This is a genomic window from Vibrio sp. IB15, from assembly GCF_016406055.1.
In the GTDB taxonomy this organism is placed as follows: Bacteria; Pseudomonadota; Gammaproteobacteria; order Enterobacterales; family Vibrionaceae; genus Vibrio; species Vibrio chagasii.
This window is the reverse complement of the sequence record NZ_JAEFCE010000017.1, coordinates 47,570-67,939: the sequence shown is the minus strand read 5'-3', so window position 1 is coordinate 67,939 and position 20,370 is coordinate 47,570. Positions and strand designations below refer to the sequence as shown.

The 20,370-nt window shown below is 45.3% G+C and carries 21 protein-coding genes; 5 read left to right on the top strand and 16 right to left on the bottom strand.

The features are described 5' to 3' along the window. Positions 1-16 precede the first annotated feature (16 nt). From JC606_RS08735 to JC606_RS08700, 8 genes are all read right to left on the bottom strand, one after another. Positions 17-1,771, bottom strand: coding sequence for a lysophospholipid acyltransferase family protein (locus JC606_RS08735; protein WP_004738762.1), 1,755 nt, complete (start codon positions 1,769-1,771; stop codon positions 17-19). A gap of 12 nt (positions 1,772-1,783) precedes the next feature. Then, a complete protein-coding gene (locus JC606_RS08730) occupies positions 1,784-2,227 on the bottom strand; it encodes a hypothetical protein (RefSeq protein ID WP_137407592.1) in 444 nt (147 codons plus the stop codon). 10 nt (positions 2,228-2,237) lie between these two features. Then, positions 2,238-2,675: a YHS domain-containing (seleno)protein gene (locus JC606_RS08725; RefSeq protein ID WP_019825480.1), complete on the bottom strand. Its 438-nt coding sequence runs from the start codon at positions 2,673-2,675 to the stop codon at positions 2,238-2,240. Between the two features lie 12 nt (positions 2,676-2,687). After that, positions 2,688-3,437, bottom strand: a complete 750-nt coding sequence (locus tag JC606_RS08720; RefSeq protein ID WP_137407593.1) for an NRDE family protein — start codon at positions 3,435-3,437, stop codon at positions 2,688-2,690. Positions 3,438-3,439: 2 nt separating this feature from the next. Next, positions 3,440-3,982, bottom strand: a complete 543-nt coding sequence (locus JC606_RS08715; protein ID WP_116871598.1) for a hypothetical protein — start codon at positions 3,980-3,982, stop codon at positions 3,440-3,442. 19 nt (positions 3,983-4,001) lie between these two features. Next, positions 4,002-5,135: an ATP-grasp domain-containing protein gene (locus JC606_RS08710; RefSeq protein WP_137407594.1), complete on the bottom strand. Its 1,134-nt coding sequence runs from the start codon at positions 5,133-5,135 to the stop codon at positions 4,002-4,004. Further along, positions 5,132-5,719 (bottom strand): DedA family protein, encoded by a 588-nt coding sequence (locus JC606_RS08705; RefSeq protein WP_198778443.1) that lies wholly within the window; start codon positions 5,717-5,719, stop codon positions 5,132-5,134. The genes JC606_RS08710 and JC606_RS08705 overlap by 4 nt, the downstream gene beginning before the upstream one ends. 286 nt (positions 5,720-6,005) lie before the next feature. After that, positions 6,006-7,982 (bottom strand): bifunctional 2',3'-cyclic-nucleotide 2'-phosphodiesterase/3'-nucleotidase, encoded by a 1,977-nt coding sequence (locus JC606_RS08700; RefSeq protein ID WP_137407596.1) that lies wholly within the window; start codon positions 7,980-7,982, stop codon positions 6,006-6,008. A gap of 412 nt (positions 7,983-8,394) precedes the next feature. Here JC606_RS08700 and cysD point away from each other — a divergent pair, with 412 nt between their 5' ends. The 4 genes from cysD to cysC all read left to right on the top strand — a co-directional run bounded on the left by cysD (position 8,395) and on the right by cysC (position 13,223). Continuing rightward, positions 8,395-9,339: a sulfate adenylyltransferase subunit CysD gene (gene cysD, locus JC606_RS08695; RefSeq protein WP_332873234.1), complete on the top strand. Its 945-nt coding sequence runs from the start codon at positions 8,395-8,397 to the stop codon at positions 9,337-9,339. A gap of 18 nt (positions 9,340-9,357) precedes the next feature. Then, complete coding sequence (cysN, locus tag JC606_RS08690) at positions 9,358-10,788, top strand: sulfate adenylyltransferase subunit CysN (protein ID WP_061033918.1); 1,431 nt, start codon at positions 9,358-9,360, stop codon at positions 10,786-10,788. A 65-nt stretch (positions 10,789-10,853) separates the two neighbouring features. Further along, positions 10,854-12,578 carry an SLC13 family permease gene (locus JC606_RS08685; protein WP_198778441.1) on the top strand — a complete coding sequence of 575 codons (1,725 nt, stop codon included), beginning with the start codon at positions 10,854-10,856 and terminating at the stop codon, positions 12,576-12,578. A gap of 24 nt (positions 12,579-12,602) precedes the next feature. After that, positions 12,603-13,223 (top strand): adenylyl-sulfate kinase, encoded by a 621-nt coding sequence (gene cysC / locus JC606_RS08680; protein WP_102423962.1) that lies wholly within the window; start codon positions 12,603-12,605, stop codon positions 13,221-13,223. 146 nt (positions 13,224-13,369) lie between these two features. Here cysC and JC606_RS08675 read toward each other — a convergent pair whose 3' ends face one another. The 7 genes from JC606_RS08675 to JC606_RS08645 all read right to left on the bottom strand — a co-directional run bounded on the left by JC606_RS08675 (position 13,370) and on the right by JC606_RS08645 (position 19,119). Continuing rightward, positions 13,370-14,278 (bottom strand): TIGR03899 family protein, encoded by a 909-nt coding sequence (locus tag JC606_RS08675; protein ID WP_137407620.1) that lies wholly within the window; start codon positions 14,276-14,278, stop codon positions 13,370-13,372. 426 nt (positions 14,279-14,704) lie between these two features. Then, positions 14,705-15,220 carry a DUF3299 domain-containing protein gene (locus JC606_RS08670; RefSeq protein WP_102423961.1) on the bottom strand — a complete coding sequence of 172 codons (516 nt, stop codon included), beginning with the start codon at positions 15,218-15,220 and terminating at the stop codon, positions 14,705-14,707. Between the two features lie 14 nt (positions 15,221-15,234). After that, positions 15,235-16,494 (bottom strand): ABC transporter permease, encoded by a 1,260-nt coding sequence (locus tag JC606_RS08665; protein ID WP_198778440.1) that lies wholly within the window; start codon positions 16,492-16,494, stop codon positions 15,235-15,237. Next, on the bottom strand, positions 16,491-17,207 hold the full coding sequence (locus JC606_RS08660; RefSeq protein WP_198778439.1) for an ABC transporter ATP-binding protein: 717 nt from the start codon (positions 17,205-17,207) through the stop codon (positions 16,491-16,493). The genes JC606_RS08665 and JC606_RS08660 overlap by 4 nt, the downstream gene beginning before the upstream one ends. Before the next feature lie 140 nt (positions 17,208-17,347). Next, positions 17,348-18,145 carry a zinc uptake protein ZrgA gene (zrgA, locus tag JC606_RS08655; protein WP_198778438.1) on the bottom strand — a complete coding sequence of 266 codons (798 nt, stop codon included), beginning with the start codon at positions 18,143-18,145 and terminating at the stop codon, positions 17,348-17,350. A 41-nt stretch (positions 18,146-18,186) separates the two neighbouring features. Further along, the gene (locus tag JC606_RS08650; RefSeq protein ID WP_061033914.1) at positions 18,187-18,477 is read right to left on the bottom strand and encodes a DUF2607 family protein; all 291 of its coding nucleotides are present in this window, start codon (positions 18,475-18,477) and stop codon (positions 18,187-18,189) included. A 90-nt stretch (positions 18,478-18,567) separates the two neighbouring features. After that, on the bottom strand, positions 18,568-19,119 hold the full coding sequence (locus JC606_RS08645; protein WP_137407599.1) for a YtfJ family protein: 552 nt from the start codon (positions 19,117-19,119) through the stop codon (positions 18,568-18,570). 252 nt (positions 19,120-19,371) lie between these two features. Between JC606_RS08645 and JC606_RS08640 the strand changes: the two genes are divergently transcribed. Continuing rightward, on the top strand, positions 19,372-19,572 hold the full coding sequence (locus tag JC606_RS08640) for a DUF1107 family protein (protein WP_008220470.1): 201 nt from the start codon (positions 19,372-19,374) through the stop codon (positions 19,570-19,572). A gap of 110 nt (positions 19,573-19,682) precedes the next feature. Here the strand turns inward: JC606_RS08640 and msrA are convergent, their stop codons facing one another. After that, positions 19,683-20,312, bottom strand: a complete 630-nt coding sequence (gene msrA / locus JC606_RS08635; protein WP_198778437.1) for a peptide-methionine (S)-S-oxide reductase MsrA — start codon at positions 20,310-20,312, stop codon at positions 19,683-19,685. Positions 20,313-20,370: the final 58 nt, after the last annotated feature.

Genomic DNA, 20,370 nt, shown 5'->3' with positions numbered 1-20,370 from the left:
TACAGTTCGGGCTAAATCAGCGTTGAGTGTGCTGCTCTAGGTAATCTTGAGCAAGCTCTCGCCCCATGTACTTACCTAAGGTTTTCAATGGTACCTTCTTAAGGTTAACCACAATCAAGCCATCTAGCGCATCATTAAACGATGGGTCGACGTTAAAGCACACTAGCTTGCCATTCATCCCAAGATACTGGCGCAGTAGTACCGGTAATCCTTTTCCTTGCTCCATACGAGCTAATACTTTGGATAGTAGAGGCACACTTGCTAGTGAAGACAATAGGTGATTTTGCCAGAACACATGACTGCTAGTATTGAGCGGTGACGAAGGGGAAACCAGACTCGCCTTTTCTTCATCATAATGGTGAATCGATAAGGTCGTCGCGATCAACAGGCGCGCGTTGTGGCTGTAATCATTACTGATACTGACCGGGCCAAATAGGTGAGTATATTGAGGGTGTCGAGAGACAAAAGTCGCAATACCTTTCCATAGCAGTAACAGTGAGTTGAGGCTCTTTTGATAAGGTTTACTCACTACAGAGCGACCAAGTTCAATACTGTTATCTAGGGTATCGATGAACTCTTGATTGTAGTTGAACAGGCTACGGGAATAGAGTTGGTCTAATCCGTGGTCTGCAATTAGCTTGTCGACCATACCCAGTCGATAAGCACCGACTAATTCGGCCTTAGCTTTGTTCCACACAAACAGTTGATGGTAGTACAGGTCATATTCATCCAAGTCACAAGCAAGCCCGCTACCTTCACCGACTTCTCGAAAGCTCTCTTCTCTGACTCGACCAATCTCTCGCATTAAATTGGGAATAGATTGGCTTGGCGTACAGTAGACCTCGAAGTCACCCTGTTCGAGTAGCATCGTTTCTTGAGGTAGTGAGTCGATCTCTATTGCCAATACTTCTGGTGATATTGGCGCAATCACTTGGGTATCGAAAGAGGGGGCGTGGATCTGCGTGTTCGGGCTATCTTGTTGACTCATAAGATAGGTGTTGAGCCTTAGATAGTTGACGATATCCATCTCTTTTTCAAACGATTTTATCTCTGAATACGGAATCGATGAGCCAATCGAGATAGAGATAGTTGTCGCCTGTTTATTGAGAAGTTCACGCCCGAGTAGAGCGGTTCTCAATAGTGGATGCACTCGACCGGCTTGGTAGAACAGCTCACTGTTTTTGCCATTGATAAAGATTGGAACCGTCGTCGCTTGATGGCGCTTAACAAACTTAGCGACCGATTTGCTCCACTCGATGTCGGTAAGTGTTTTTGCCCCTTTGCGGTAACTGGAGACTTCTCCGGCTGGGAACACGATCAGCAGCCCACCATCAGCCAGGTGATGATTGGCATCTCGTATCGCTTTGGCATTAGTACGCTTTGATTCTTTACCATTAAATACATCAACACCAATGAAAAGGTCATCCAGTTCAGGTAGTCGTTTGAGTAACTCATTCGCCAATACCTTCACATCCTTCCTCACTGATCCTACGAGATCAGCTAGGATCACACCTTCAATCGCACCGAGTGGGTGGTTCGCTACAATCACGACAGGGCCTTCTTCAGGAATGTTTTCTGTGCTTCCCGATGCAATGGAGTAGTCGATATTGAGCGCCGACAAGGTGTAATTCATGAATTCGAAGCTAGATAACTCGTCTTGTCGATCTTGATAGAGTCGGTCTAGCTTAGATAGCCCAGTTGCCCACTCGACAACAGACTCACCCAAACCAAAAGGCGTGTAACGTGGTAAACGAAAAGGACTATCAATCATAATGAAGCTACCTTATTGACTAAAGTTGTTTAGGAAACCGTCTTGATTCTTGAAATCTTTCACACTTAAAAACGCACCGCATAACCAGACCAGGCATGCCATGCCAAACAATAACCCGCCGTCGTAACCGACAATCTCACCTGCTGCATTGAACTCAGGCACTTGAATACCGAGTGGCGTAAACAGGTGGAAAAAGATTGCGCCACTCATGATCCCCATATTCATAATGGCACCCAGGCCATGCCAGCGAGTGAACAGTAGAATGGCAGAAATTAATTCAGCGATGCCTATCAAATAGCCGCCAAACGAACCGAACCAGCTTAAGCCTGACCATGTCGCGAGCGTGCCAAAGATATGCTCTGTCTCGTATGAGCCTGTGAATTTAAAAAACAGCGACTGAATGAACACAAAAGCGATTAATGCTGCCGGAAGATGTTTAGCAGGAGTGAATGTCATGGTTATTCCCTTACTTAATCAGCTGCGGCCAAGCTTTATCGGCTTGTTGAATGTGCTGGGCACGGTCTTTCTCCCAAGTTTCTTGAATCTCTTGGTCGTAGTTCAGGTAAAGTTTGTCATCCACTATGGTCCAATATTGTGGGTCACCTGGTGCAAAGTCGTTTTTGGCAGAAACGGCCCATGCGCAATAACCACCATATTGAGGGGCATATTTTTCAGGATTATTAACAAATAAAGTCAGATTCTTTTCAGAAGAGAAATACCAATCCGCACCTTTGTATTCAGTGCTGAATTGTTTACTGCCTTCAACAGGCTTGCCTGAGGTGAAGTAAGCCACGGTATCGTAGCCATCGAGTGCCTTGCTGCTAAAGAAGCCGGTATAGATTTCATCGGCGGCAAATACGTACGGGCTAACAAGTAGCATGACCATGGTGATTAGTTTTCTCATGATGGACTCCATCTATAGATTGATTGCTGGTGATAAATTGAAGGTAAAACGCTGCTGATTTATCTGGCGTGGCTTGATTGGTTCGCAAGGTGAGCCGGGTGCATAAAACATCGAAGCATGACCATGCAGATTACGTAAATGGGTAAAGCTGACTGTGTGCGCGTCTTCACGATGCATACAGGTTGCTAAATGGGGCTGTTCACTGTGATGGTGAGAGTGGAACTTAAGTAAGTTTTGCTGACTTTTCTCTGTTGCAACGAGTTGATCGTATTGGGCTTGTCGGTAGGCTTGTACTCGTTCTAAATCAACACCGGATGAGAATAGAGGCGAGTCGGTTTCCATTATTTTCTGTTGGATGCCGTCCCACATATAGGCAATCACAACACCATTGTGCTGCGTTAGATTTGGAGCAAAAGCCAGTAGGGTAAATGGGGCAAACGAGTGTAGGTTGAGCCTATTAAAAGCCTCAGAAAGCTGACCAAGATTACAGCTCGAGGATAGGTTCTTCAGTAATAAACCACGGCTGACCAATGGGCCGACTGGAACCATGCCTTGATAATTATTGAGTAGGCATAGTGAAAGCCCGTACTGGTTAATGCTGATCCAGCTACCACCGCCTGTTGGGTCGAGTGGCATGATGATATCGACACCGTTAACTTGATACTGTTTAGGTGGCATGGCTAATGCTCGTGTCTTTTGTTCATCACGATTAAAAAAGACCTGATAACCATTTTCTTCAAGTAACCAAGATACTGAACACATGATTATTGCTCCCTCAGATAGCTACTAGTGGTTGGGGCATAACCAAAGGTGTTACAGGTTTCAACATCAAGGAAGGTGGTGATCACTTTGATCATCGCGTAGTGATGATTGGCGTGCAGCGCTGCAAAAGTCACTTCTCTTTCTAGTGTTGAAGGTAGGCTAGCGAACACTTGAGTATCCATCGAAACCTCAGTTTGGATCGTGATAGGTGCTTCTAGATCATGATGGTCTAATCGCTCCAGCCAATTGATCACGTAGTGGATCTCTTTGATTGCCATCGACCTATCGTATTCGACTGGGTGACCACGACGACGAGTGTTGTAATCAATGGTCGCATCCACTTTCAAAATCAAAGCGTGAAAAAGATCCAGCGTATGGCGAGTATGCTCACCAATAGAGCTAGTGACATGTGGCTTAGCACTCGTTAGATAATCGCTATCAGAAATCGCTGTCAGGAACTCTAGGCCTTGATTCAGTATCTCTACCGCTCCCTTGATACTCGGAGATACAGCGGCAAAGGCGCTCGGCTGGGCTATCGGGTTCATGCATGTTCCTCGTATAAAGTTAGTCGGTGGTCGGATATTGTTGAACAAGGCGTCGCTCTTCTTGCCACGCGTTAAATAGACTCTTAAAAGATGGAGGCTGGTGGCCTCGCTGTTTCTGTTGAGCGCCGATGTCAAAAAGAATGCGGTATTGTTGAAGTAACGTAGAAAAAATCTCTCGCAGTGGGGCATTGCGATCCCATATGTGCCCAGCTTCACTGCTTGCACCATTGACTTCAAGGATAGTGAAATCCTCACCTCTCATGAGGCTGTGCATGTCCTTAAACTTGACGTCGAGTCGACCAAAGTGGAAGCCATCGAAGTCGTCAAATATTTCATCTAAACGTTCGGTTAGAGCCTGAGTGATGTATTGATTACCATCTCGGAAGATACAGCCACGGCTATGGCTACCTGCAAACGCAAGTTGGAACTCTTCGCCCTCTGCGAGTACTTGATCCAACTTATCTTCATGCCTTGGTAGATACAGGTGACTGAGCTGCCCTGCTCGCGGGTTATCTTCTATTAATTGCTTGAGTGTCGAAGTGCCATCGCCAGTCACCATTGGCGAATATTTGAGAGTGATCGAAATGATCTCGCCTTGTTTGCTATTCGGGTAACGAACATAAAAAACACCAGCCTCAGCTTGATAAGGCGCCTTTTCTTGCAGCAAAAAGCGAGCATGATTTGGGAAGGATTCAATATATTGCTCAAGTTGATCTTGGTTATTGATCAGCTTGACGCCCACGCCTCGGCAACCAAGATCCGGTTTCGCCACAATAGGGAAATCAAGATCCGATTGGATGAGTGCACTGAGCGCATCTTCTGCTTGTTTCTTGCTGCTGAGATCAGTTTTGGTGAGGGTGATAAACGGCGAGATCCAGTGCTGGCTTGACGATCCGGCAAGGCTCAGTATCTCGTGTTTTGATTCACCAACCATGCCGCTGAGTTTGATACTCGGGTTGGCAATGAGTGGCAGTGCCCAATCAAAGTGCCGTAACCCTTGAATCAGACTCTGAATCACGACAGGTGTATAGAAAAACCAAGTCGGAAGAAACTCATAAGGAGAGACACTGCGCACAGTATCTTTTTCAAGTAGGGGCATGCCTGCATTGATTTGATGTGCGGGAATAACGCGAATATCTTGCGGTGAACTCATGATAATCCTCTAGAGTAGGTTTTATTCATTAATCGATTACCGACAAGCAGCAAAGCGATGGCACACGGGATGACGATCCATTGATATTCAGAGGCTTGCAGCCACGCTGATGTCCCTAAATAGTAGATGGCAGAGAAGACAATGCCAGTCCATAACGCAGTGGCGCTGATCACGGCAAACAAGAAAGTAGGGAGAGGGATGGCGAAAAAACCACTTAAGGTAAAACCAACCGTGCGTAGCCCAGGAATAAAGCGGATAACGAAAAGGCTGCTGAATGCGTTTTGACGTAATTTGGTGCGAAGTGCACGAAAGTATCGATTGGTGAGTGCCTTATAACGAACGCCTCTAAAATAACGCCCTGATTTACCAAGGTAATAAAGACCAAGATCACCAGTGGCAATGCCAATGAAAATTGCAAGTAACGCATATTGAGGAAGAATGAGCCCTTGCGTGGCTAAACCGGCAGCGGTAACTATCGCAAGATCTTCAAGCAGGTAAGAAAGCGCGATAATGCCAAGCATCAGCGATAGCAGCGACTCCTCCCCTGAATTTAACCATGCTTGAATGCTCTCGACGGTGCCCATCAAATGTCCTTATCTATCCTATAGATGAATGGCTTATCGACCATTCATTGAGTGTGGTAAATTAAATAGACAGGAGGAGCTGAGAAAAACTTACAGCGAATTGCTGCTTTTTTACGTTGATTGGATTCAATAGGTGATTTGAGGTTTGCGATATTAGGCGAAGAATGAGCAGGAGTTTAAGCTTCGCAAGTTAAGGCTTTACAATGAGAATTTAGATAAGAAAAGAAAAAGGCTGAGTCGTTAAACTCAGCCTTTTAGAAGGTTAACTATTGATTACTAGAGTAATCTATTTAGTTAGATCAATTTGGTAAACGCCGAAACCAACATCGTCAGTGGCAACACGTTTCATTGGGTATTGACCCTTCTCTTTGATGAACTGTGCTGCTTTCTCACTTGGCGACGTTTCAAAGCGGATATCTAGCTTTTTATCCGTTTTGATTGGTGCGAATGACCAGTTGTTATCAGCTGTTGGGCTCACTTGGCCTTGCTCTTTGCTTACGCGAGAGATGTAGTTCGCCAGTACAGTACGGTTCTCATCTGGTGCATCAAATGCGATGAAGTCTTCACCTGTGCCTGGGAATTTAGCGCTGTAAGCTCGGTAGTTGTTGGTTGCGATCAGGAAGTCTTGCTTCATGTCGATTGGCTTACCTTGGTAAGTTAGGCCAACAATACGCTGAGAATCAGGGTTAACCACTTTACAGTTTGCATCGTATTTCGCAGGCTGAGTTACGTCGATTTGGTAATTCACACCGTCGATAACATCGAAGTTGTAAGTACGGAAGTTATCCCACTCAATCAGCTGTTGTGGTGCTGTTGAGTTCACATCGATTTGGTTGAATTGGCCAGCAGAACACTCAAGCCACTCTTTTACTTCGTGACCCGTTACCTTCATCGCCACTAGCGTGTTCGGGTAAAGGTACAAGTCAGCAGCGTTACGGAAAGTTAGTTGACCAGATTCCACTTCAGTGAAGTTTGCTGGGTCATTCTTACGACCGCCTGCTTTGAATGGTGCCGCTGCAGAAAGTACTGGTGTACCGTCTAGGTCAGGGTCGCCTTGGATGAATTGCTCTACGTAATCTTTTTGTGCAAGGTTAACGATCTGTACGGTTGGATCGTCTTGTACTAGAGACAGGAAGCTGTACATCACGTCATCTGCTTTACCAATTGGTTGGTTCACAAAATCACGAGTACCTTGGTGGTCTTTTTCTAGTGCTGTTACGATGCCTTCATCCGCTGCAGCCAGTGATTTCTTCTCGATCTTGTCGTAGATAGGGCGAGCTTCAGATTGGCCTTTTACGACTTCCCACTTACCGTCTTTTTGCTCCAGTGTTAGGTCCATAACACCTACGTGGCTACCCCAACGACCTGGCATTACTGCCGCAACACCGTTCATGGTGCCGTTTTCGTTGTCAACGCCTTGGATGTTGTCGAAGCCTTTACCTGGGAATACGGCGTGAGAGTGACCGAATGCAATCGCATCAATACCTTCTACTTCAGATAGGTAAAGCGTAGAGTTCTCTTCGCCTGCTTTGTATGGGTCTTGAGATACGCCAGAGTGAGGGATCGCAACGATAACGTCTGCGCCTTCAGCCTTCATTTGAGGTACTAGCTCGTTCGCTGTCTCAACGATGTCGCGAGCGATCACTTTACCTTCAAGGTTCTTTTTATCCCACGTCATGATTTGTGGTGGAACAAAGCCGATGTAACCCACTTTGATCTCGTGCTCTACGCCAGCTGTATCTGCGAACGTGTGTGTCTTGATGATGTAAGGTGTGAAGTAGTGCTCTTTTGTTTCAGCATCGTAAACGTTAGCACTGATGTATGGGAAATCAGCGTCGTTGATAGATTCTTCTAGGAACTCTAGGCCGTAGTTGAACTCGTGGTTACCGATGTTCGCTGCATCATAGCTTAGCTGGTTCATTGCTTTGTAAGCAGGGTGAACTTCACCGGCAACGATGCCTTTGTCTGCCATGTAGTCACCCATTGGGCTACCTTGCAGTAGGTCACCGTTATCAACTAATACGCTGTTTGTTACTTCGTTTTGAGCTTCTTTTACTAGAGTTGCAGTACGTGCTAAGCCAATTTTTTGTGATGGCTTGTCTTTGTAGTAGTCGTAATCCATTAGGTTAGTATGGATGTCAGTTGTCTCTACGACACGTAGTTTAATCACTTCATCGGTATCTGGTGTTGTTGTGCAGCCTGCGAGTGTCAGACCAAGACCTGCAAGTACAGCCAATGATAAAGGTTTCATTGCAACTTTCATTTTGTAGCTCCAAAGTGGATAGAAGAAAATTCGTTGCGTAATGTAACAAAATGGAATGAAACAATGATTACAACGAATGTTAATTCGTGACTTAGATCGATTACTTTATGGTGTTCTGCAAGATGCCTCCCAAAGCTGCTCAATCCATGCACAAATGATATCGATAAGATTAGTCCATTCATTTCACCTGGTTATCTATTTATTACACGCCTTATCAGTTTTTCGAATAAAAAATGAAATTTTAGAATTTCCAGTAATATGAGCGGCTCGTCATAATGCCTATATCAAGGACGTATCAGGCAGATGAATAGCAAGGACAGCTCAATCGAAGCTTCTGTTTTCTTCTAGTGCCAATACTCCCATTCACTAAGTGGATGAGCTAAATCCCTTGCTTGGTGAGACCAAGTAATGAATTGCTCGTAACGCGAGCCTTAAAGGAAGCACTGAAATGGACCAAGAACGTTTAACCCACCTAAAACAGCTAGAAGCGGAAAGTATTCATATTATCCGTGAAGTGGCGGCTGAGTTTGATAACCCAGTAATGATGTACTCCATCGGTAAAGATTCTTCTGTGATGCTTCATTTAGCTCGCAAAGCGTTTTACCCGGGCAAGATTCCATTCCCGCTGTTACACGTTGATACGGATTGGAAATTCCGCGAGATGATTGAGTTCCGTGACCGCACAGCCAAAAAGTACGGTTTTGACCTTTTGGTACATAAGAACCCTGAAGGCCTAGCAATGGGGTGTAGCCCATTTGTGCACGGCTCTTCTAAGCATACCGACATCATGAAAACTCAGGGCCTTAAGCAGGCGTTAAACAAGTATGGGTTCGATGCTGCTTTTGGTGGTGCTCGTCGTGATGAAGAGAAATCTCGAGCGAAAGAGCGTGTTTACTCTTTCCGCGATAAGAACCACACGTGGGATCCAAAGAACCAGCGTCCAGAGCTTTGGAACACTTATAACGGTCAGGTTAACAAGGGCGAAAGCATCCGTGTATTCCCTCTATCAAACTGGACTGAGCTGGATATTTGGCAATACATCTATCTAGAGAGCATCGATATTGTTCCACTTTACCTTTCAGATAAACGCCCGGTGGTTGAGCGTGATGGCATGCTGATCATGGTTGATGATGACCGTATGGAGCTGCAAGAAGGTGAAGTGATTGAAGAGAAAAGCGTTCGTTTTCGTACTTTAGGCTGTTACCCACTAACCGGAGCGGTTGAATCTGAGGCGAATACGCTAACAGGCATTATTGAAGAGATGCTGGTGGCGACGTCCAGTGAGCGTCAAGGTCGAGCGATTGACCATGATCAGTCGGGCTCAATGGAGCTGAAAAAGCGCCAAGGTTATTTCTAAGAATCTAAGGAAAGAAAAATGAATAGTGCAGTAGAAGCCGAATTGGCTGAACTAGGGATTGAAGGTTATCTGAGTCAGCATCAGCATAAATCTATGCTTAGATTCTTAACTTGTGGCTCGGTGGATGATGGCAAAAGTACGCTAATCGGTCGCTTACTCCATGATACAAAGCAGATTTATGAAGATCAGCTAGCAGCGGTTCACTCGGATAGCCAACGAGTGGGTACCACTGGTGAGAAGCCTGATTTAGCACTGCTTGTTGATGGTTTGCAGGCTGAGCGTGAGCAAGGCATCACCATCGATGTTGCTTACCGCTACTTCTCGACGCAAAAACGTAAATTTATTATTGCTGATACCCCAGGGCATGAACAGTACACGCGCAACATGGCAACAGGCGCTTCAACGTGTGATCTGGCGGTGATCTTGATTGATGCTCGTAAGGGCGTTCTGGATCAAACGCGTCGTCATTCGTTTATTTCTAACTTGCTTGGTTTGAAGCATTTCATCGTTGCAGTCAACAAGATGGATCTCGTGGATTATTCACAAGATCGTTTTGAAGAGATTCGCGATGAATATCTAGAGTTTGCAGAAAACCTAGAAGGCGAAACTAACATTCAGATCTTGCCGGTTTCGGCGCTTGAAGGCATCAACGTTGCTGCACCAAGTAAAGAGCTAGCATGGTTCGAAGGCCCATCTCTACTGGAAGTGTTAGAGAACGTTGATATTGACCAAAAACGTTCTGCGGGCGAGTTCCGTTTCCCAGTGCAGTATGTGAATCGTCCTAACTTAGACTTCCGCGGCTTTGCCGGTACTGTGGCTTCTGGCCGTGTCAGCGTTGGTGATGAAATCAAGGCGTTGCCATCAGGAAAAACTTCTAAGGTTGCACGTATCGTAACCTTTGATGGTGATTTGGAATCTGCCCAGGCGGGCTTGGCGGTAACGCTGACCCTTGAAGATGAAATCGATATCAGTCGTGGTGATTTGATTGTGTTGGAAAACGCTCAGATTGAATCAACTAACCACGTATTGGCAGACATCGTGTGGATGACAGAGCAACCACTGCAACCGGGCAAAGCTTACGATATCAAGATCGCCGGTAAGAAGACTGTTGGTCAGGTTGAAACGGTTCGTCACCAATACGACATCAACAATCTCTCGACTCACGAAGTCGATGAGTTGCCACTGAATGGTATTGGCTTGTGTGAGTGGTCATTGAACGAGACTGTCGCACTGGATAAATACCGTGAAAGTGCCGATACCGGTGGCTTCATCGTTATTGACCGCCTAACTAACGTGACAGTTGGTGCGGGTTTGATTCGAGACCGTTTGGACTCTGTTGAACAGCAAGTCGGTAACTTCTCTGCATTTGAACTTGAGTTTAATGCATTGGTTCGCAAGCACTTCCCGCATTGGGATGCCAAAGATTTAAGTCAACTACTGAAGTCATAAACGACTGAGTAACAGCTTATTGAATCAGGCGGAAACTGATCGTTTCCGCCATAAAGGACGGGTATATGTGGCAACAAGGATTTGTATTAGCGATTTTGCTCGGCATTATTACTTGCCTGCTCGTTACCCGTATTAAGCCAAGTTTTATCTTTGCTGGCGCGGCGTTTATAGCTTTTATGGGCGGGATGATCGACCTTTCGAGCTTAGCCAATAACTTCACTAACTCTTCGTTACTGACGTTAATTCTTTTGATCCTCGCATCGAGTGCGTTGGAGAAAACTCGCTTGATCAGCTGGGTTAGCCGTAATATCTCTGAAGGTAGGCTAGGCACTGTGGTGGCAAAGTTGGGGATCTCTACAGCGCTGCTTTCTTCCTTTACCAATAACACGGCTGTAGTGGTCTCTTTGATCGGTGCGATCAAACGTAATCAGCAGCACGCGCCTTCTAAGTTACTTATTCCTTTGTCATACGCCGCTATTTTGGGTGGAACACTGACATTGATCGGCACCTCAACCAACTTGATCATCAATAGCTTTGTTGAAGATGCAGGATTGCCGAGCCTAAACTTTTTTACACCAACTTTGATCGGTTTAGCGGTCTTGGCTGGTGGCGTGTTGATCCTTATTCCTCTGAGTTACTTCTTACCTAGCTACGATGATGGATCGCAAGATGATCTACCTTATTTCTTAGAAGCCAGAGTTGAGCCAGGCTCTCCGTTGGTTGGTCGTAGTGTTAGTGAAAACAACTTAAGAGCTTTGAGAAAACTCTTTTTGGCGGAAGTGATTCGTGACGGTAAAACCACCGCCTCGATTGACCCTGATTTTGTATTGCAGGCTCGAGATCGCTTGCTGTTTTGTGGTGATGTCGAGAGCGTGGCAACACTGCAAGAAATCCGAGGATTAACCCTGTTTGGTCAGCACCATTTGAACGGTCAGAGCTTTGTCGAAGTAGTGGTGAGCTCATCGGCAAGCTTCTGTAATAAAACACTGAAAACCAGCCAGTTCCGAGACCGCTTTGATGCTGTGGTGGTGGCGATTCGTCGCGGTCATGAACGCCTTGAAGGTGGCTTGGGTAACATAACGCTGACGGCAGGCGATACCTTGATTCTGGTACCTGGCAAACGCTTTGAAGAGCAGCGCCAGCAACACAACAAAGAGTTTGTGTTGATGAATGATTTGGATTCAAGCGCCAAGCTTGATGCAGATAAATCGGCACTCGTGCTACTCGGTTTCACCAGTGTGATTGGCTTAGCGCTGCTTGATATGGTGCCGATAATTAAAGGCTTAGCTGGTTTTTTATTATTGCTGGTGGCATTTGGCATCGTGCAGCTGAGTGAGCTTCGTCGCCGCTTTCCTGTTGATATCGTTGTGATTGTTGGCTCTGCACTCTCTATTGCTCAGCTGATGATTTCATCTGGCTTATCTGAACGTATGGGGCAGATGTTTATGGAGGCCTTTAATGGCTGGGGCGTATTTGGTGCCTTGGTCGCGACTTATCTGATGACTCTGATTCTGACAGAGTTAGTCACCAATAACGCCGCTGCGGCACTTTCGTTCCCGATCGGCTACAGCATGGCGGTAGGCTATGGCGTCGACCCAATGCCATTCATCATGGCGGTGTTGTTTGGTGCGAGTGCCAGTTTCATTTCACCATACGGCTACCAGACTAACTTACTTGTTTATAGCGTAGGTAATTATCACCTCACAGATTATCTGCGCATCGGTATCCCAATCTCGATTGTTTATTCGGGCTTGGTACTGACCCTAATTCCTTACTTTTTCCCATTTTAATGCTGTTTATTTAAAGGACTATTTATGACCGCAGTACTCAAACACAAAGATGAGAATGTTGTGTGGCATCAACACTCGATTGATAAAGCATTCCGCGCGGATCTGAAATCACAAAAGCCTGCCGTGCTCTGGTTCACTGGGCTGTCTGGTTCTGGTAAGTCGACAGTGGCAGGTACGCTAGAGAATCGTTTGGCGCAACTGGGTTACCATACCTATTTGCTGGATGGTGACAATGTTCGTCATGGCTTATGTAGTGATCTTGGCTTTTCTGAGCAAGATCGCCGAGAGAATATTCGTCGTATCGGTGAGTTAGCTAAATTGATGGCCGATGCTGGTTTGATTGTGCTGTCTGCGTTTATCTCTCCTCACCAAGCGGAAAGACAACTAGTACGCGATTTACTGCCTGAAGGAGAGTTTCTTGAAGTGTTTGTGAATACGCCATTAGAGGTTTGCGAACAGCGTGATCCTAAAGGTTTGTATAAGAAAGCACGTGCTGGAGAGATTCCTAATTTCACCGGAATCAGTTCTACTTATGAAGCGCCACAGAACCCTGAGATCGATCTACCTGCAGGAGAGAAGACGATCGATGAATTGGTCGAGCTGTGTATTGATGCGTTAGAGAAGCGTAACATTTTAGCTAATTGAGACCGCTGGTATGACTAAGGCTGCGCATGTCCGCTAAAAGCAGGGCAGCCTTACTCTACCGAGACAAGAAACCTATCCTCTAGATTATCTTCATTCTTCTCAATGCTTTTCAATTTTTACGCCGTCTACTTACTAGACTCTATTATCTAGACGGTGTAATTCACACTGCTTTTCACTTCGGTTTGTACCGTGAATTTCTGGCTCAATAGGGCAATCAATTGGTCGTAATAAGGCATGTTAGGTTTATTGCCTAGTAGCGCACATAGCTCATTGCCAGTAGGGCTGAATCGGTAGTACACCAACTTAACGCCTTTTGATAGCGGCGCCAGTGACATGCTCTTACCTTGATACGTTAGATGTAATGCCGGGTCGAAGTCGATCTCTCCAGACTCTAACTCTGTACCTAGGATGATGCCAAGTTCAATCAGGTGGAGAAGGCTAGAGTAGGGAAGGTTATGCCCACCAAGGTTAATGGTGTTTGTGGTGTCTCTTTTACCAAAACTGAACAGCCCTGCGTGAGACTTAAAACCAAGCAACAGCTTTTTACTGTTGTCACTACCAAAGCTACAACCCAGTGAAGCAGCTCTTTGCAAGGTCAGTGCTTCCTTTGGTGTCATATCTTTGAGGATTTGTAGCGCCTTCATCGACGTAGAGCCTGGGTTGGTGACTTCTCGTTTCAGCACCTGAGCCCACAGCCTTTGCATTGATGTGTTGTGGATCTCTTGTGCCATATCGAAAAAGCGGTACAGCCAGTCCTGATCTGGATCTCCAGCCGCTTCATCTTTACATGAAGAGTGGGCCAGTTTCAGGATCTGCTCTAGGTTCTTCTGGCGCAGCTCCCTACGTTTCTTCTCTCGCAATAACGCTCGCTCAATCAGAGTGCTAGCGGCTTTATCGTTCGTTTTTTCGCTATGACTAATTAAGGAATCTAAACCGAAGCTTTGGGCAATGTGCAGCATTCGACTGGCACTGTCGGCAATATGAGGCTTTTTCTCATGCTTGTGCTGTGTGTCGCTAGCATGCTCAATGATCACTGGCTGTTTGGTTTCTGACATAAGAGTACCGTTAGGAGACGAATCAATACCAATCGTAGTCATTGCTCTCAAGGCTTTTCCCTACGCTATTGCAGATCACTGACTTACTGCGATTGGTATAACTGTCTAAAATGTAACTCTTTATCTGATTGGTGGCTAGATTTTGCGTGCAGAGTTGAAGACTTCAACAAAATTTTACTTTTGATAATGATAATAAAATGTTAAATTTGTTGTAATTATCAAGGAGGAGTTATGAATCAAGTCAATGATAACAAGCTGAAAAAGCAGCTTGGTATAGGTTTATTACTCGCGACTTATGTGGGTGTGCTAGCTTATTTATCTAATTACATTGCGTAATTTAGAGGAACAATATCGGTATTAAACTGTTATTGAATAACTTGATTTATTCAGTGACGGCGGCCCATCGCTGAGCCACCCTCCAAACGACTACATGTCGTCGTATTCTTCAATTGCATTACCTTCAATCAGATAGCCCGTTTGCGCTAGATCGTGACTGATAGATTCTGTTTTCAGCGTACCTACCAAATAGATAACATCCCACAATTGCTGGATTGGCGCGCCCTTAGGGAACTTAACGTAAATAATTTGGTTCGGTGGCGGTGGTGGAACATGGATACATGCACCAAAGTACGGCACTAACAGAAACTCAGTGATCATATTCTCATCGCCTTCCAATGGAATCACAAATCCTGGGATCTTAACCTTACTGCCGTTTAACTCCGGACGAACCGCACCCAGTGTCGACTGTTGAGGCTTTTCCATACTGTTATGGTCAACCATCGGCATGCCAAACGAATCTAGTTGAGCACGCTCTGATTCTGGAATCAAATCAATCCATTCGAGTGTTAATACCGATTCCTCATTCTGAGGCGTTTCAGCGTGAGCTGTACTGATAAATGGGAACATCATTAGCCCAAGTATCAGTAGGAATTTGCGTTGCATCGTAGGTTCCTATTTTAGATTCGAATTGTCATGCCATCAGACAATGACTGACGGTAAGCCCTGAAAGCGGGAATGAAGCCGATAATGATTCCGGCAATTTGCACCAGCATAAGCAATTTCCACTCGTGTGGTGTAATCGCAGATATCGAGATGTTGATACCATAACTTTGTTGCACAATAGGAGCAACTACTGCGATCAGAGCAAACAACACTGCAACGCCCAATGTGATACCTAAGAAGGTCAGGGCACTGGCTTCACTAATCAATAGACCAAACACATGGCGAGGCCTTGCGCCCATTGCACGCAGGATAGCCATCTCGCGACGTCTTTCTTGCAAGCTCGTTAGTAGGCTACTGAGCATCCCCAGTAAACCGGCGACCACTACAAACCCTGAAACAATCAGCAATGCTTGTTCTGCTACGGCCATCATGCCCCATAATTCATGCAGAGCAATGCCCGGCATAATTGCGCTCAACGGCTCTTGACGGTAGTTATTGATTTCTCTTTGCAGTGCGAAGGTTTGAATCTTCGAGTTCAGTCCAAGCATCATCGCGGTGATTTGCTGAGGCTGGAAATCGTAGGTTTTCAAGGTTTCGGCATCTGGGGTATGCCCTAGGTTGGCACCCGACTCCCAACCAACGTGAATCGCTTCGATCGCTTCTAACGATACATGCACGGTTTTGTCTACTGGCGTTCCTGTTGGTGCGAGTATTCCGACAATCTTGAAGGGTAGGTTATCGTGTCGGCTGAACGCCACATCACTGATACCGTGTGCAAGAATGATTTGATCGCCAATCTTGTAATCTAACTTTTTCGCGACATCGGCACCAATCACCACATCAAATAGCTCATTAAACTCTTTACCTTGCTGAAAAGTAAGTGGTTGCTTACTTCCATAACGGTAGTTTTCAAAGTAGCTATGGTTAGTACCCATCACACGGAAGCCTTTATGAGAATCACCCAATGAAATAGGGAACGCCCATTTTACGGCTTTATGTTGGCTGAATTCTTGATAGCTTTTCCAGTCGATATTGTTGGTCGCATTACCGATTCTAAATACAGAGTAGAGTAGAAGGTTTACCTGGCCTGAGCGGCCACCAACGATAAGGTCAGTGCCTGAAATGGTGTTTGCAAAGCTGCTCTTGGCTTCGGTTCTAACACGTTCTACACCGAGTAATAGAATAACCGAGACTGCCACAGTAAGGATGGTGAGAATCGCCGTGGCTTTACGGTTGAGTACGCTTTTTAGGGCTAAGTGAGTAATTACTTTCATACGACAACCTTAGCTTGGTTAACGGTTTTTAGATCTATGGTTCGAGTGAACAGTTTTTCTAATGTTGGATCATGGCTGACAAATATCAGAGTAGAGCCTGCTTGATTGGCTTGTTCTAGTAATAGCTCGATAAAAGCTTCTCGGTTGTCATGATCGAGTGCCGAGGTAGGTTCATCTGCAATGATGATTTTAGGTTGCCCCATAAGTGCACGGGCAGCGGCAACACGCTGTTGCTGACCAATACTAAGTTCAGTCACTGGCTTATCCATTAAAGCTTGGGGTAGCTTCAATCGGAGCAGTAGTTCTTGAGCTGTTTCTTGCAAACTGTTGTTGCTATCAGTGACTTGCTGCTTACGTGTTTTTGAGAATTGGCAAGGAAGCGTGACGTTATCGATCACTGATAAATAAGGAAGAAGGTTAAATTGTTGGAAAATATAACCAATGTGATCGGCTCGAAACGTGTCTCTTTGGCGAGGTGTTAGCTGAGTCAGATCTTGACCCAAAATAGAGACTTCGCCTTGCTCTGCTTGGTTGATTCCAGTCAGCAGCCCTAGCAATGTAGATTTGCCACAGCCACTTGGCCCTTTTATGAAGAGGTGCTCTTGGGCTTGGATATGCAGAGAAGGGATCTCTAGAGTTGGGGGTAACTCTGGCTTCCAGCTAAAGCTGATATTTTCGAGTTTGACCACAAGTGATGAACTGTCAAAAGACATGCTAGCTCCAATAATTAAAGCGGTGTATCTACTGGACAGCAGTTCGCGACATAAATTCCCAGAGCACACCGATTTGAACAGCCAAGTAAGTAGCCACTTACTTGGCTGCTTGTTTTACGTTTAATCCGATCTAGGAGTGGTTAGAATCGAAAACTAATGCGCTCTGCGTTAAGAACTTCTTGTACTTGAGCGGTATTTGTTAGTAGGTTCACCGTCATTTTTTCAGTGTTGCTGAACTTAGAGAACCACTGAGTGTTAACTGTGTCTAGCTTAGCTACATCTGAACATTGGTAGTGGTACTCAACCGTGAACTCACCGTGGCCACCTTCAGAGTGGTCATGACCTTCATGATCGTGGTCGTCATGATCATGTTCAGCGTGGTCATGGTCTTTGTGGTCGTCATGATCGTGCTCAGCGTGGTCATGGTCTTTATGGTCATCATGATCGTGCTCAGCGTGGTCATGGTCTTTGTGGTCGTCATGATCGTGTTCAGCGTGGTCATGGTCTTTATGGTCATCATGATCGTGCTCAGCGTGGTCATGGCCTTCGTGGTCGTCATGATCGTGTTTAGCGTGGTCATGGCCTTCGTGGTCATGTCCTTCATGCTCATCATGATCGCTTTCTAACGTGTTCGACACTGATTTAAATTTCAGAGTACAGTTCGCGTTGTTAAAGCTAAATAGCTCGTCTGGCTTGTTTAGTTGCGCGATAGCTTGTTCAAACACTTTCTTTTGCTCTGCTGTTTCTGGAGCATGTTCAAAGCCAACTACGTCTGCACCCGGGGCTGTCACTTCAACAAGTAGTTCTTGTCCGTCTTGAGCAATGTTTACTTCAACCTGACCATGCACGTGTGCACCGTGAGAGCGGAACTCTTCGTTAGCTAGAACATTAGTAGAGACAGTCATGCCGATAACAACGGCTAAAATAGAAGGTTTCATGTTTTTTTCCTGAATAAAGGTTAATTAAAAAGTGGTGGTAATTAAATAGTTTTGACAGGAGGAGAGCGCGCTAGATAAGCGAAATACAGGCGCTGTAGTGAGGTTACTGACTCCGTGATAACAACAGTAAACTCTGAATGAAACTCTGGAACTTGTGGTAACGAGTGCGAGGTAATGAACTGATTTATGGAAAACAGCTCACAGTGGTGTGAGGTGTGATGCTCTGGGTCAATATCCACCATATGTGTTGCTGCCAACACGCTTAGCATGAGCATAAGCCCAAGCAAGAAGCCTGTTTTTCGTTTCACATTGTTGGGTGTGTCTTGCCACATCAGGATGATTAACCACAGAATTAAAAAAGGATACTGTTATAATATAACAATATCCTTTGATAAGGTCTCGAAAAAGACGCGAATATCTGATTAAAGGCTCGCTTTAATCAATTCAATAACTTGCGTTACCTCTGATTCGTTAAGTGCGCCTTCTTTCACAAACAAGATTTTACCTTGTTTGTCTTGCACGATAATCGCTGAGCTCTCTTCTTTTAGAGCCCATGACGAAGCAACGGTGCCATTTTCATCAAGAACCATAGACGACCATGGAAATTCTTCTTTGCTGCTTTCAGCTGATGATTTTACAAAAGAGCCTGTGCCCCAAATGGCATCATCTTGGTTGATAATGGTGGTAGTTTGGTAGCTATCTTCTGAAAATTTGGATGCTGTAATTGCTGCCATCAGTGGTGCATTGAGCTCTTTAGAGCTGCTGCGGCCTGCGATAGCTTGAACGACACGAACTTTACCCAGAAGATTCTTGGTTGCCCAAGCTTGATATTCTGTAGCTCCGTCTTTTAGAACGATCTCACCATAGTTGCTAACATCAACGGCAGGAAGAGTTGAACCTACAGATAAGTTGTGAGCATTGGCGAAGAGTGGAGAGGCTGCGGCTAATAAAGCCAGTAGAGTTTTGTTTTTCATTATATTTTTGTTCCGCTTGTTGGTTTGCATTGGAAGTATAATATGAAATCTGAAAAATGCCTCTTTAACTTTTTTATCGTACGACGTAGAAATAAGTTGCAGGCTTGTTACCAAAAGGTATAATGCAACAATATCAAGATAAACAACAGATTATCTTGCTGTTTGCTAAAGGAATTAGCGATTAAATGTGCTTCGAACTTGCCAGAGTTCAGGTGCGTGGCTGTAGTACTCAAATGGAATTGAGGTTGTAATATGTTAAGAAAATTTTCTACTTACCGCCCACATCAGGTGGCGCGTTTCGTTAAAGTCCTATTCAAAGGCCAGTTTGCCATCGAAGGTGTCGGAGAGTTCCGTTTTGACCATGGTAAAGTGCTGCTCCCTGAAGTTTCAGATAAACAAAAGCTCACTATTTTTAAAGAAGTTAACGGCACGATTGCTGCTATGCCGATGTAATTAAGCTTTATTGATTGGTCTTGCTTCAAATAGATTAACAGCGAAAAGGGCTTCCGAATGGAAGCCCTTTTTTATGGATATCGTTTAAGGTAGTACAGCCTAACTGCCCTTTATTGTGGTGGGAAGCAAACCCCTGTTCCGTCCAATCCACAGTAGCCGTTAGGGTTTTTGGCTAGATATTGCTGGTGGTAGGTCTCAGCAAAAAAATATTTCCCTGCAGGCAGAACTTCCGTTGTGATTTCGTTGCCTAAAGAATCGGTAATGGCTCTTTGGTAATCTTGGCGAGATTGTTCAGCAATGGCTTGTTGCTCTTCACTGAAGGTGTAGATAGCCGAGCGGTATTGTGTACCTAAATCATTACCTTGGCGCATCCCCTGAGTTGGGTCATGACGCTCCCAGAATGTCTCAAGTAGTTGTGCTAAAGACGTTTTCTCGCTATCAAAAATGACACGAACGACTTCAGTGTGGCCAGTTTGTCCGGTACACACTTGTTCATAGGTTGGATTCACTGTGTAGCCGCCTGCGTAGCCCACTGATGTAGATACCACACCGTCTAATTGCCAAAACAGACGTTCAGCTCCCCAGAAACATCCCATGCCTAACAACACTTCTTGTTGGGAGCCCACAGGGGCTGCTAGCAAGTCAGTTTGATTAACGTAATGGTGCTCTGTGATTTGAATTGGAGCAGCATTTCCCGGTAATGCGGTGGCTGCGGAAACCAGTTGTTGTTTGTTTAGCATGTCATATTCCTTTTCGCATACGTTGACCACGTTGGCTTTTGTGAACTGTGGGCGTATT

What these genes read in the sequence shown, in the direction of transcription:
- JC606_RS08715 (WP_116871598.1), bottom strand. Translation starts at nt 3,982, where the DNA reads ATGAACCCGATAGCCCAGCCGAGCGCCTTTGCCGCTGTATCTCCGAGT.
- JC606_RS08670 (WP_102423961.1), bottom strand. Translation starts at nt 15,220, where the DNA reads ATGCAACGCAAATTCCTACTGATACTTGGGCTAATGATGTTCCCATTT.
- JC606_RS08640 (WP_008220470.1), top strand. Translation starts at nt 19,372, where the DNA reads ATGTTAAGAAAATTTTCTACTTACCGCCCACATCAGGTGGCGCGTTTC.
- JC606_RS08645 (WP_137407599.1), bottom strand. Translation starts at nt 19,119, where the DNA reads ATGAAAAACAAAACTCTACTGGCTTTATTAGCCGCAGCCTCTCCACTC.
- JC606_RS08700 (WP_137407596.1), bottom strand. Translation starts at nt 7,982, where the DNA reads ATGAAAGTTGCAATGAAACCTTTATCATTGGCTGTACTTGCAGGTCTT.
- zrgA (WP_198778438.1), bottom strand. Translation starts at nt 18,145, where the DNA reads ATGAAACCTTCTATTTTAGCCGTTGTTATCGGCATGACTGTCTCTACT.
- msrA (WP_198778437.1), bottom strand. Translation starts at nt 20,312, where the DNA reads ATGCTAAACAAACAACAACTGGTTTCCGCAGCCACCGCATTACCGGGA.
- cysC (WP_102423962.1), top strand. Translation starts at nt 12,603, where the DNA reads ATGACCGCAGTACTCAAACACAAAGATGAGAATGTTGTGTGGCATCAA.
- JC606_RS08660 (WP_198778439.1), bottom strand. Translation starts at nt 17,207, where the DNA reads ATGTCTTTTGACAGTTCATCACTTGTGGTCAAACTCGAAAATATCAGC.
- JC606_RS08710 (WP_137407594.1), bottom strand. Translation starts at nt 5,135, where the DNA reads ATGAGTTCACCGCAAGATATTCGCGTTATTCCCGCACATCAAATCAAT.
- JC606_RS08675 (WP_137407620.1), bottom strand. Translation starts at nt 14,278, where the DNA reads ATGTCAGAAACCAAACAGCCAGTGATCATTGAGCATGCTAGCGACACA.
- JC606_RS08665 (WP_198778440.1), bottom strand. Translation starts at nt 16,494, where the DNA reads ATGAAAGTAATTACTCACTTAGCCCTAAAAAGCGTACTCAACCGTAAA.
- JC606_RS08730 (WP_137407592.1), bottom strand. Translation starts at nt 2,227, where the DNA reads ATGACATTCACTCCTGCTAAACATCTTCCGGCAGCATTAATCGCTTTT.
- JC606_RS08735 (WP_004738762.1), bottom strand. Translation starts at nt 1,771, where the DNA reads ATGATTGATAGTCCTTTTCGTTTACCACGTTACACGCCTTTTGGTTTG.
- JC606_RS08720 (WP_137407593.1), bottom strand. Translation starts at nt 3,437, where the DNA reads ATGTGTTCAGTATCTTGGTTACTTGAAGAAAATGGTTATCAGGTCTTT.
- JC606_RS08685 (WP_198778441.1), top strand. Translation starts at nt 10,854, where the DNA reads ATGTGGCAACAAGGATTTGTATTAGCGATTTTGCTCGGCATTATTACT.
- cysN (WP_061033918.1), top strand. Translation starts at nt 9,358, where the DNA reads ATGAATAGTGCAGTAGAAGCCGAATTGGCTGAACTAGGGATTGAAGGT.
- JC606_RS08725 (WP_019825480.1), bottom strand. Translation starts at nt 2,675, where the DNA reads ATGAGAAAACTAATCACCATGGTCATGCTACTTGTTAGCCCGTACGTA.
- JC606_RS08705 (WP_198778443.1), bottom strand. Translation starts at nt 5,719, where the DNA reads ATGGGCACCGTCGAGAGCATTCAAGCATGGTTAAATTCAGGGGAGGAG.
- JC606_RS08650 (WP_061033914.1), bottom strand. Translation starts at nt 18,477, where the DNA reads ATGTGGCAAGACACACCCAACAATGTGAAACGAAAAACAGGCTTCTTG.